At 32.2% G+C, this 12704-nt stretch carries 9 protein-coding genes; 6 read left to right on the forward strand and 3 right to left on the reverse strand.

The features are described from left to right. Window positions 1-65 precede the first annotated feature (65 nt). Window positions 66-2072, reverse strand: coding sequence for a glycosyl hydrolase family 95 catalytic domain-containing protein (locus ACM55I_RS01945; RefSeq protein ID WP_416845096.1), 2007 nt, complete (start codon window positions 2070-2072; stop codon window positions 66-68). A gap of 196 nt (window positions 2073-2268) precedes the next feature. Between ACM55I_RS01945 and ACM55I_RS01950 the strand changes: the two genes are divergently transcribed. The 6 genes from ACM55I_RS01950 to ACM55I_RS01975 all read left to right on the forward strand — a co-directional run bounded on the left by ACM55I_RS01950 (window position 2269) and on the right by ACM55I_RS01975 (window position 10352). After that, complete coding sequence (locus ACM55I_RS01950) at window positions 2269-3864, forward strand: glycoside hydrolase family 32 protein (RefSeq protein WP_416845097.1); 1596 nt, start codon at window positions 2269-2271, stop codon at window positions 3862-3864. 53 nt (window positions 3865-3917) lie between these two features. Next, window positions 3918-5249, forward strand: coding sequence for a sugar porter family MFS transporter (locus ACM55I_RS01955; RefSeq protein WP_416845098.1), 1332 nt, complete (start codon window positions 3918-3920; stop codon window positions 5247-5249). Continuing rightward, window positions 5242-6150, forward strand: a complete 909-nt coding sequence (locus ACM55I_RS01960) for a carbohydrate kinase family protein (protein WP_416845099.1) — start codon at window positions 5242-5244, stop codon at window positions 6148-6150. The genes ACM55I_RS01955 and ACM55I_RS01960 overlap by 8 nt, the downstream gene beginning before the upstream one ends. A gap of 27 nt (window positions 6151-6177) precedes the next feature. After that, the gene (locus ACM55I_RS01965; RefSeq protein ID WP_416845100.1) at window positions 6178-7923 is read left to right on the forward strand and encodes a glycoside hydrolase family 13 protein; all 1746 of its coding nucleotides are present in this window, start codon (window positions 6178-6180) and stop codon (window positions 7921-7923) included. Between the two features lie 132 nt (window positions 7924-8055). After that, window positions 8056-9075, forward strand: coding sequence for a LacI family DNA-binding transcriptional regulator (locus ACM55I_RS01970; RefSeq protein ID WP_416845101.1), 1020 nt, complete (start codon window positions 8056-8058; stop codon window positions 9073-9075). 239 nt (window positions 9076-9314) lie between these two features. Then, entirely contained in the window at window positions 9315-10352 is a 1038-nt protein-coding gene (locus ACM55I_RS01975) for a LacI family DNA-binding transcriptional regulator (protein WP_416845102.1), read from the forward strand. Window positions 10353-10371: 19 nt separating this feature from the next. On the opposite strand, the gene queG is transcribed toward ACM55I_RS01975, so the two are convergent. Together queG and ruvB are read right to left on the reverse strand one after the other, a co-directional pair. After that, complete coding sequence (gene queG / locus ACM55I_RS01980) at window positions 10372-11295, reverse strand: tRNA epoxyqueuosine(34) reductase QueG (protein ID WP_416845108.1); 924 nt, start codon at window positions 11293-11295, stop codon at window positions 10372-10374. Between the two features lie 156 nt (window positions 11296-11451). Next, a complete protein-coding gene (gene ruvB, locus ACM55I_RS01985; protein WP_416845103.1) occupies window positions 11452-12474 on the reverse strand; it encodes a Holliday junction branch migration DNA helicase RuvB in 1023 nt (340 codons plus the stop codon). Window positions 12475-12704: the final 230 nt, after the last annotated feature.

A 12704-nucleotide genomic window follows, 5' to 3' on the forward strand; every position in this document is an offset into this window, starting at 1 on the left:
CTTCTTTCAATTTCTTAAAAAGATTAAAAAGTGCGATCGTGGCAGGAAATTTTTGTTTTATGCTGTTATTCTATTGTAATTGTTTTGTTATCCATTCCCAAACCAATTATTTTTAGTGACTTCCATTTTTTGGGCAACAACCCTTTATTATATTTCAATCCATGATCGGTTTGTTCAACACCTCCAAAACCATAAATTACGGCTTGCAGCATTGCACCAGCTCCTGTTGCAAAATAAGGATTATTACTGTTTGCTGATTCAGAAAACACACCAAAAGGAGGTCGACTATTTGGCAAATAGGATTTTACAAAATAATTATAAGCCTTTTCCTTATCTCCTAATCTGGCATACAAAACGGATAAAACTCCTGAGGCCATTGCCGGACCATCTTTTTTATCGATTTTTTCAGTGTAATATTCCAAATCTTTCTCAATTTGAGCTTTATCAGTAATAATATGTAACGGATATGCTAATAAATTAACATCGGCTTGTTTAATAATCTGTCCTTTATATCCTTTGTAATTCTGAGTAATTCCATTTTCTGTATGAATTACTAATTTTTCAGAAACTGCTACCCATTTTGGATCAACTGGCTCGTTCAAAATTGTAGCTGCTTTAATCGTGTTTTTTAACGATTCAATAGCTGAAGCATTTGTGAAAGCATTATCATCGACATGTTGTGCATATTCATCAGCACCAACAACATTCAAAATAGAATAACTTCCATCCTGATTCTTAACTACTCGACTTACCCAGAAATCAGCCGTTTCTTTTAATACGCTCCATTCTTTTCTTAACCACGATTTGTCTTGAGTATACGCATAGTAATTCCAAAACGCAATCGAAACATCTGCCGTAATATGTTGCTCAAAAATTCCTGTCAAAGCCCAAGTTGGTGTCGCCTCTTCTCCTGTGTCATCAGACTCCCATGGATACATTGCTCCTTTATATCCATATATCGTAGCTTTCTGTTTTGCTTTTTGCAAACGGTCCGAACGGTAATCCAGGCATGATTTTGCCATATCAGGTTGCAGTGCCAAAAGTGTAGGATACATCCAAAGTTCACTATCCCAAAAAATATGTCCATTATACCCTTGAGAAGACAATCCCATAGGCGCAATACTTTGTCTTGTTTCCGGACGTATATAGGAATACAAATTATACAAAGAGAATCTTACCCGTTGTTGCGCATCTAAATCTCCTTCGATTTGAATGTCTCCTGTATTCCATAATTCAGCCCAAGCTTCTTTATGACGATTCAATAAATTATCAATTCCTTGTTGCAATGCATAAATTGGTTGTCTTTCGGATTCGTTCAAAGGATCTGTAATATCTTTTGAAGTACAAATCCCTCCGGCAATAGCAAATCGATATTTTTTTCCCTTTAATAATTTTTTAGAAAAACCAACTTCATTTCCTACTTGCTTCAATGTTTCGCTTTGCCCGTCAAAAAGAAATGTAGTAGATGCTGAAACGGTATATTTACCCGTTAATGTTTTTGCAGTTGTTCCAAAAACCGGCATTAAATACTGATTGTCTTTTAATACCCTAAACTGACTTTTAGCATCTTTCAATTCATCAGGGACAACCATGTAATTATTAGCTACTATTTCGATGTCTTTATCAGGAGTAATTTCAACAATTGCCATAGCAGAATATGGAACCGCTCTATTGGCTAAAATTGTATAATTAATACTTGCAAAATCTTTGAATGTAAATGAGGTTGTGCTAGTTCCTTCTTTCATAGAAACCACTTGAGCCCAATTATCAATATTGTCCGATTTTATTTCTTGATTGTTTATAATAAGATGTAAGTTTAAAAATTCAATTCCTCTTACAATTCTGCTAATTCCGTTTTCAGGACTACCATCATAAACTCCATTCAATAATATCTCTTTTGTTTTTAAAGGGGTGTCATCCGTAACAATTCCTATTTGACCATTTGCCATAGCAACTCCATAATAATTTTCTCTTGAGTTTGCATATAAATGCCATTGATCTGATTTTGTTTGTCCAAAAACAGCTTGACATACTAAAAACATTAAGAACAGGCTTTTAAAATTTGAAATCATAGTTATAATTTTTAATAATATTTTCAAACTTATATAATTAATTCGTTAAATAATTATATAATTCGATATAGTACATTGATTCCAAATCGAAAACGTTTTCGACTTACCGAAAACGTTTTTGATTATTACGAATTCAATAATTAAAAAAAAGAATTCTATTTTTATAGATATAATATAAAAATAAACCCTTTTTTAAATGAAGTTCACAAGTACTATTCCATTAATCTTATTTTTATTCGGAACTTCATTATTGTTATTTTCTTGTAAAAAAGAAGAAAATAATGCTATCATTACTGTTAATTCTTCTGAAAAAATAGAAAGTGATTCTTCAAAAATATTCAAAGAACCTTTTCGACCGCAATTTCATTTTTCTCCAGAAAAAAAATGGATGAATGACCCCAATGGGATGGTGTATTACAAAGGCATCTATCATCTGTTTTACCAATATTATCCAAATGATATTATATGGGGACCAATGCATTGGGGACATGCAACGAGTACGGATTTAATCCATTGGAAACATAAAAAAATCGCTTTATTTCCTGATAAACTAGGACTTATATTTTCAGGAAGTGCAGTGATAGACCAAAATAACAGTTCCAAATTGGGAACTAAGGAAAACCCGCCAATGGTCGCAATTTTCACCTATCACAATATGGAAGGAGAAAAAGCGGGAAAAACAAACTTTCAAACACAAGGGCTGGCTTACAGTTTAGACGAAGGAGACACTTGGTTAAAATACGAAGGAAATCCAATTATAGGAAATTCTGATTTAAAAGATTTTAGAGACCCTAAAGTTTTTTGGAATACCGCAACCAATCTTTGGAATTTAGTTTTAGTCGCTGGAGATCGTGCCCAATTTTATACTTCAAAAAACCTAATAAATTGGACATTGCAAAGTGAATTTGGTAAAATTAATGGTGATCATGGTGGTGTTTGGGAATGTCCTGATATTTTCAAACTAAAAGTAGCCAATTCAAATGAAGAAAAATGGGTATTACTTGTTAGCATTAATCCTGGAGCACCAAATGGTGGTTCAGGGACGCAATATTTCATAGGAGATTTTGACGGAAAAACTTTTCGCACGGTCCAAAAAGAGACTAAATGGATTGATTATGGAACAGATAATTATGCAGGAGTGACTTATAATGATGCTCCAAATAACAGACGCCTCTTTATTGGCTGGATGAGTAACTGGCAATATGCACGAAATACACCGACAAAAAACTGGAGAAGCGCCATGACACTTCCAAGAGAACTTTCACTAGAAAAATTAAATAATAATTATATTCTAAAGAGTACTCCAGTTGAAGAACTAAATAAACAATTTACTACTGAACTATCTAAAGATTTGTTATCGCTAAATGCAAATCATACTATCACAATAAATTACGACAATCTAAATCAATCCGATATAAAGTTTAAAGCCTATTCAAAGAATTTAAAATTGATATTTTCTAACGAAGCAAAAGATTCTTTAGTAATTGATTATGATGCTAAACAAAAAACATTCTCTATAGACAGACGGCATTCCGGAATTGTAAATTTTGAAGCCAATTTTGGAAAAAAAATCCACAAGACTTCAACCTCAAATATTGTTTCAAAAACTATAAGCTACCATATGATTTTAGATTGGTCTTCGATAGAAATTTTCTTAAATGATGGTATTTATACATTCACTGAGCAAATTTTCCCAAAAAAGGCTTACAATAAACTGAGTATACAATCTAATGAAAATCAAGAAATTAAAAACATAGAAATCTCAAAAATAAAAGGAATTTGGCAAAATTAGAAACCTTTCATCAAAATAAAAACAACCAAACTAACAACCAAAAACTATAAATAATGAATAACGTTCGAAATTGGTCTCTTACCGTAGCTGTGGCGGGATTTTTATTTGGTTTTGACACCGTCGTAATATCTGGCGCTAATTTACCAATAAAAGAATTATGGCATACCACACCATTATTTCATGGCATTTTTATTATGTCTATGGCATTGTGGGGAACTGTTTTAGGTTCTTTATTAGGAGGAATTCCATGTGATAAATGGGGTCGAAAGAAAACATTATTTTGGATTGGAATCCTATTTTTAGTATCGGCTTTAGGTTCTGCTTTAGCGCCAAATCCTTATATCTTTTCTTTTTTTCGTTTTATTGGCGGAATAGGAGTTGGAGCTTCTTCAGTTGCAGCACCAATCTATATATCGGAGATTTCGACTCCAGAAAACAGAGGTAAATTAGGAACACTATTCCAATTCAATATCGTATTTGGAATCCTAATTGCATTTTTCTCTAATTATTTATTCGAAGGTTTTGCCGGAGCCAATGACTGGCGATGGATGATAGGAATCGTGGCAGTTCCTGCTTTAATCTATAGCATTGTAGTTTTACAAATTCCGGACAGTCCGCGCTGGTTAATATTAAAAAAAAGAGATGATAAGGAAGGAATGAAAGTTCTTGAAATGATTTATAACAAAGAAGAGGCTTTAGAAAATTTCCATGAAATTAAAAAAGATTTAGTTGACTCAACGATCAAAGAAACTATTTTTTCGAAAAAATACAAACTACCAATTATTTTAGCTTTTTTACTGGCATTTTTCAATCAATTATCCGGAATCAATTTTATACTATATTACGCTCCAGAGATATTGGAAATGGCAGGATTAGGTTCGAAAGAATCTTTGATGAATTCTATTTTAATTGGACTAACAAATCTAATTTTTACTATTGCTGGAATGCGATTAATAGATGTTTTAGGAAGAAAACAACTGATGATTATTGGCTCTTTAGGTTATATTATCAGTTTAGGCATGGTAGCTTTAGCCTTTTACAACAATATGGGACCTATTATATTAATGTCATCTATTATGCTATTTATAGCCTCTCATGCTATTGGACAAGGAGCTGTAATATGGGTATTTATCTCCGAGATATTCCCTAATAATGTTCGTGCCAATGGACAATCCTTTGGTACAGGAATTCATTGGATTTTTGCGGCCTTAATTACTTTGGCCGGACCTGTAGTAATTGATCTATTTAAAGAAAATCCTTGGCCTATATTTGCATTTTTTGCATTTATGATGGTATTACAATTAGTTTTTGTATTGTTTATGATGCCTGAAACCAAAGGATTATCACTCGAAGAATTAGAACATAAAATGCTTAAAAATGGATAACCGTAAAAAAGAACTCAGTATTGTATGTTTTGGAGAAGTATTATTTGATGTTTTCCCTACACACAAAAAAATTGGAGGAGCACCTCTAAATGTAGCACTTAGATTAGCTTCACTTGGAGTAAAAGCTCAAATAATAAGCCGTGTAGGTAATGATGAAATAGGTAGAGAAATGCTAGATTACATTAAAAAAAATGGTATTTCTACAAACAGTATTCAAATAGATGAAACCCTATCTACCGGAGAAGTGCTCGTTCAATTGAACGACAAAGGCTCTGCATCTTATACCATCAATTATCCTGTAGCTTGGGACAAAATTGAATGTAATCCCGAAGCTGAAAATACGGTAAAAAAAGCTGATGCCTTTGTATTTGGAAGTCTAGTTTGCAGAGACCTAACTTCCTACCAAACTTTATTAGAGTTAATAAATTATGCCAAATATAAAATTTTTGACGTGAATTTACGCGCACCATTTTACACAAAAGAAATACTTATCAGTTTGATGTTACAATCTGATTTTATAAAGTTTAATGATGATGAATTATATGAAATAAGTGCTTTCCTAAACTCACCCTATCATTCCTTAGAACAAAATATCCTTTTCATTGCCGAGCGCACCAACACTAAACATATTTGCATAACCAAAGGAAGCCATGGTGCCGTTTTGTTTTACAATGAAAAAATGTACTATAACAGTGGTTACAAAATTGATGTAGTCGATACTGTAGGTTCAGGAGACTCCTTCTTAGCTTCTTTATTAAGCAAGTTATTAACCACGAATGAACCTCAAAAAGCAATTGATTTTGCTTGTGCCATGGGAGCTTTAGTAGCAAAAAACACGGGTGCAAATCCAAAAATATCTATTAAGGAAATTGGTGAATTTATGAATCCCACAAAAAAATAATTATAAATACTATTAATACAAACAATCATGAAACCTATTTTTTCTTTATGCTTATTTTCTGCTCTTATGCTATTTTTATCTGAGAGCACATTCGCACAAAACATATCAGTAAAAACAACTCCACAAAATGATTCTAAATGGTGGAAAGAAGCCGTAGTCTATCAAATATATCCTAGAAGTTTCAAGGATAGCGATGGTGACGGAGTTGGCGATTTAAAAGGAATCATATCTAAATTAGATTATGTAAAAAGTCTAGGAGTAGATGCTGTTTGGCTTAATCCAATTTATACTTCACCTAATGATGATAATGGCTATGATATTAGCAATTATCGTGAGATCATGAAAGATTTTGGAACTATGTCCGATTTTGACCTTTTGTTAAAGGAAATGCACAAACGTGGCATTAAGCTCATCATGGATTTAGTGGTCAATCACAGTAGTGATGAACATGAATGGTTCAAACAATCCAGAAGTTCCAGAGATAATAAATACAGAGATTACTATCATTGGTGGCCAGCCGAAAAAGGGAAACCACCATATAGATGGAGCTTTTTTGATGTGAATAGTGATGCTTGGAAATATGATGCCCAAACGGATTCCTATTACCTCCATTATTTTTCTCAAAAGCAACCCGATTTAAATTGGGAAAATCCAAAAGTTAGAAATGAAGTTTATGACATTATGAAGTTTTGGTTAGACAAAGGCATTGATGGTTTTAGAATGGACGCTTTCCAATTTGCCTCTAAAGACACAACTTGGCCAGAATTACCAAAAGGATATGAAAAAAATATCATAAAATATTATGGTGTAGGACCTCATTTACATGACTATTTACAAGAAATGAATAGAGAAGTTTTTAGCAAGTATGATATGATGACAGTTGCTGAAGGTGCAGGAAGTTCTCCTGAAGATGCAATGCTATTTGTAGATCCCGATCGAAAAGAACTAAACATGGCATACCATTTTGAAAGTGTTGATATTGGCAAACATTTAAAAGATTTTGGCCTAGTAAAATACAAAGATATTTTTTCTCGATACGACAAAGCTTTCAAAGATAAAGGGTGGCTTGCAATATTCCTGGCCAATCACGATCAACCTAGAATGGTCAGTAAATTTGGTAATGACACTCCAAAATATAGAGCTATTTCTTCAAAAATGCTTTCTACTTTCATAATGACAATGAGAGGGACTCCATATTACTATTATGGAGATGAATTAGGAATGGACAACATTCGTTTTAATTCTATTGATGATTACCATGATGTGGATACCCGTAACAAATACATTGGTTTAAAAAACAAAGGCGGTGATTTGAATGCATTTTTAGAAGGACAAAAACAAACTTCCAGAGAAAACGGAAGAACTCCATTTCAATGGGATACAACTCAAAATGCAGGTTTTACTACCGGAACACCATGGCTGAAGGTAAACCCAAATTATAAGACCTTGAATGCGGAAGCACAAGAAAAAGACCCAAATTCAGTATTGAATTATTTTAGAAAATTAGTCCAATTACGCAAAAAAGAACCAACTCTTGTTTATGGAAAATATACGCTATTAGACCGAGAAAATCCAAATGTATATGCCTATATACGAGAATTAGATGGTAAAAAATTATTAGTGCTATTAAATTTTACTGATAAAAATAGCCCATACAAAATAGGGGTTTCGACTGCTAAATCTAAAATTATTTTAGACAACTACACTGGAACTAAAATAGTAAAAAACAACATTTTACAACCTTATGAAGCACAAATAATCGAACTCAAATAATAACAAATTATACTGAAATAGTTAATTTCAAATTAAACTGTTTCTTGAAAATTGAATTACAATAAATTAATTGTAATTTCGTTTTCAAGAAGCAGTTTTTTATTCGGCTTTTACTATTTAGAGTAATGAAATATGAATAACACCACTCTCAAACAAATTGCCTCCCAATTAGGAATTTCTATAACTACCGTTTCTAAGGCTCTGAAAGGCTATTCAGATGTAAGTGAAAAGACAAAAAAAGCAGTTATAGAGCTAGCTAATAAACTAAATTATACTCCAAACAGTTTTGCAGTAAACTTAAGGACAAAAGAGTCTAAGACAATTGGTTTGATAATCCCTACTCTAGTTCATGATTTTTTTTCAAATGTAATTCAAGGAATTCTTGAAGAAGCTGAGAAGAGAGATTACTTGGTTATTATTTTACAATCAAATGAAAAATTAGAATTTGAAAAAAAACAAATTGACCTTTTATTAAATAAAAGAGTCGATGGAATCCTAATATCCTTATCAAATGAGACTGGTGAATTTGAACACTTACAGACTATACTGTCTCATAATACACCTCTTGTTCTTTTTGATAAAATTGCAAAGCTTGTCAACTGTTCTAAAGTAACTATTAATGATAGAAAAGCAGCTTATGATGCCGTTAGCTATCTTATAAAAAAAGGATATAAAAAAATAGCCCATTTTAGAGGATCCTATTTACCACAAAATTCCATAGACCGTTTTTTGGGCTACAAAAAAGCTTTAGAAGACAATAATATTATCTATGATTCCTCTTTGGTTTATGTGTGTGACACCAACATGGATTTTGAAAACGGTTATGAAAATGCAAAAAAAATCGTTAATGAACACCCGGAAATCGATGCGATTTTTGCAGTTACTGATTTAGTAGCTGTAGGAATCATTAAATATTTCAATGAAGTAGGCATTGCAATTCCACAAAAAATAGCTGTTTTAGGATTTAGTAATTGGTTTATGTCTAGTGTAATGAGTCCTAAACTTTCAACTGTTGACCAACCTGGATTTGAAATTGGAAGAAAATCAGCCTCAATTTTATTTGATGAAATTAATTTAAAAAAGAATAATTCTCCTGTGATTTTTCAATCAATTGAATTAGAAACTAGCATAATAGAAAGAGATTCAACTTAATAAATAGACTTTTTTAGTATAATAATAATCATCCTATTTTTAATTTAACTAATCAATATTAATTTGTTTATTTTGATAAAAACTTCAGAAATAAGATAAAAATTAATATCTTGGTGAAGAATATTTGACGTTATAATATTTTTTCATAAACATAAAACAAGGTAAAACCCATCGAACTTTAAAGGGAAACCGTTTCTGAGAAATATTTTTCTAAAATTAAATAAATAGAAATACAATTCATGAAAGACATCACTCTTAAAGAAATTGCAACTAAACTCGGAATTTCAATAACAACAGTTTCAAAAGCTTTAAAAAATTATCCTGACGTTAGTGCAAAAACTAAACAAGCAGTGATTGATCTTGCCCAAAATCTACACTATACCCCTAATAGTTTTGCTGTAAATTTAAGAACAAAAGAATCTAAAACTATTGGATTAATTATCCCTGAAGTTGTACATCATTTTTTTTCGAATGTAATAAATGCAATTATTGATGAAGCAGAGAAAAATGGCTATCTAGTTATTATATTACAATCAAATGAGTCACTGGCTTTAGAGAAAAAACAAGTAGAACTATTGATAAAAAAAAGAGTCGATGGAATTATCATTTCGCTTTCTAATGAGTCAAATAATGATGATCATTTAAAAGAAATAATCACCCGGAATATTCCTTTTGTAATGTTTGATAAAATCAACAAACTAATTTCTTGTTCTAAAGTAATTATAGATGATCAAAAAGCAGCATTTAATGCTATTCAACATTTAATAGATAATAATTGCAAAAAAATTGTTCATATTCGTGGACCTTTAAATCCTCAAAATTCAATTGACCGTTATATTGGATATAAAAAAGCATTAGAAAAAAACAACATTCCTTTTGACACCAAATTAGTCTATACTTGCGAAACCGTAACCTTTCAAGAAGGAGTAGATTTTGCAAAACAAATAATAAAAGACCATCCTGATGTTGATGGAATATTTGCTGTTACAGATTTAGTAGCCGTTGGTGTTTTATCTTATTTTAATGACAACAACATTAAAGTTCCGGGTCAAGTAGCGGTAATTGGCTTCAGCAATTGGTTTATGTCACAAGTACTTACACCAAAATTAAGTACTATAGATCAACCTAGTCATGAGATGGGGATTGAGTCTTTCAACTTATTATTGGAAGAAATGAATTGTCATAAGGAAGGAATTCCTTTTAAACCAAGAACAATTGAATTAGAAACCAATATTATTATTAGAGAATCTTCTATAAAAAACAATCCAATTAATTAGCCTAATCTAGACCCCAAAGTTATTCTAGAAAATCAATATTTCTCTTTAACCCTTGGAACTTTGCCCTTTTTAGAGGCGAATTTTTAAACACAACCTTAAATGTTTCTTCCGTAATTTCTCTCCAATCTTTTTTGGACATAGAAAGTAATTCTGGATTTGGATTAAATAAAGGTTCATTATGTGCTTTTGAAAACTTATTCCATGGACAAACGTCCTGACAGACATCACATCCAAAAGCCCAATCATCAAAGTGCCCTTTCATTTCATGAGGAATATTCTCTTTCAGTTCTATAGTAAAATAAGAGATACATTTACTTCCATCTACAATATATGGTGCTACAATAGCTTCGGTAGGACAAGCGTCGATACAAGCGGTACAGGTTCCGCAATGATCTGAAGTAGAATTATCATGTTCTAAATCTAAATCAATAATGAGCTCTGCTATGAAGTAAAAGGAACCAACTTTTTGAGTCAGCAAATTGCTGTTTTTACCTATCCAGCCTAAACCACTTTTTGCAGCCCAAGCTTTATCCAATACTGGCGCTGAATCTACAAACGCACGCCCTGAAACGGCACCAATAGCTGATTGAATAGAAAATAAAAACTCTTTAAGCTTTTCTTTAATAACAAAATGATAATCTTGTCCATAAGCATATTTAGAAATTTTGTAGGAATCTGGATTTTGAATTTTTTCTGGATAATAATTTAATAAAAGAGAAATCACACTTTTCGCATCATCAACAAGCAACGTCGGGTTTAGACGTTTGTCGAAATGATTTTCCATATACGACATTTCACCATTTCTATTTTTATTTAACCAATTTTCTAAGCGAGGAGCTTCCTGTTCTAAAAACTGAGCTTTGGAAATACCACAAGCCAAAAACCCAAGGCGTTTTGCTTCGGATTTAATGAACTCTGTATATTTAGTTTTTTGAATTATGATAAAAAAAAGTTAAAATTGGCAATTAAATACTAGCCCTGATCACTTCACTTAACTTCTATTTTTATAGGTGCTCAGTGACCTTCATTTGAAGCGATATCCTATCTCATTTTTTCACGAGATAGATTTAGACGAATAGTGGGAAATAGCTTCAAAAAGTTAAAACAAACCGCCTTGAATACTGGTGTTTAATTTACCCAAATGTTTATAGGCTTTGTCAGTGACTTCTCTCCCTCTTGGCGTTCTCATAATGAAACCCTCTTGGATAAGAAATGGCTCATAAACCTCTTCTATAGTTTCACTACTTTCGGATACGGCTGTCGCCAAAGTTGATAAACCTACGGGGCCACCTTTGAACTTTTCAATAATTGTAGTAAGTATTTTATTATCCATTTCATCTAGACCATGAGCATCTACATTAAGGGCTTTTAGTGCATAACGAGCAATTTCAATATCTATTTTACCATTTCCTTTTATTTGTGCAAAATCACGAACACGACGCAATAAAGCATTAGCGATTCGAGGAGTCCCTCTACTTCTGCCTGCAATTTCGATTGCTGCTTCCATTGTGATAGGCATTTTGAAAATAGCAGCACTTCTCTCCACGATTGTGGTTAATAACTCGGTCGTATAATATTGTAAGCGTGATGATATCCCAAAACGGGCTCTCATGGGCGCTGTTAATAGTCCAGAACGAGTTGTAGCACCGATTAAAGTAAATGGGTTCAGATTAATTTGTACGGTACGAGCATTTGGCCCAGATTCAATCATTATATCAATTTTGAAGTCTTCCATTGCTGAATATAAATATTCTTCGACTATGGGGCTTAATCGATGGATTTCATCTATAAACAATACATCTCTTTCTTCAAGATTCGTCAATAAACCGGCTAGGTCTCCAGGCTTGTCTAAAACAGGACCAGAAGTAATTTTTATTCCTACTTGAAGTTCATTGGCAAGAATATTAGCCAAAGTTGTCTTCCCTAAACCTGGAGGTCCATGAAAGAGAGTGTGGTCAAGTGCTTCATTCCTTTGATTTGCAGCCTGAACAAAAACTTTTAAATTTTCTAATATTTGGTCTTGACCGGCAAAATCATCGAATGAAAGCGGCCTTAATCTTTTTTCAAGATCAAGCTCGTCTGCATTATAACCGTTTGTAGTTGGATCTAAATTTTCATTCATGAAACAAAGATAAAGAAAGTATTTAGTTTGGCAGAATTCCCTATGAAGACTTTATAAAAATATTGACAATCATAACTAAAAAATCGGCTAAACAACTACCTTACTTAGACAGCTGTCTAGTCCTGAAAAAACGATACAGGATTAATAAAAAATAAAAGTACAATTTTTAAACAGTAGTAAGCTCCGGTTTACTACTGTTTTTTGTTTTATAGGTTCTCATTTTAATTATA

It is taken from the genome of Flavobacterium algoris (genome assembly GCF_048158525.1).
GTDB classification, from domain to species: domain Bacteria; phylum Bacteroidota; class Bacteroidia; order Flavobacteriales; family Flavobacteriaceae; genus Flavobacterium; species Flavobacterium algoris.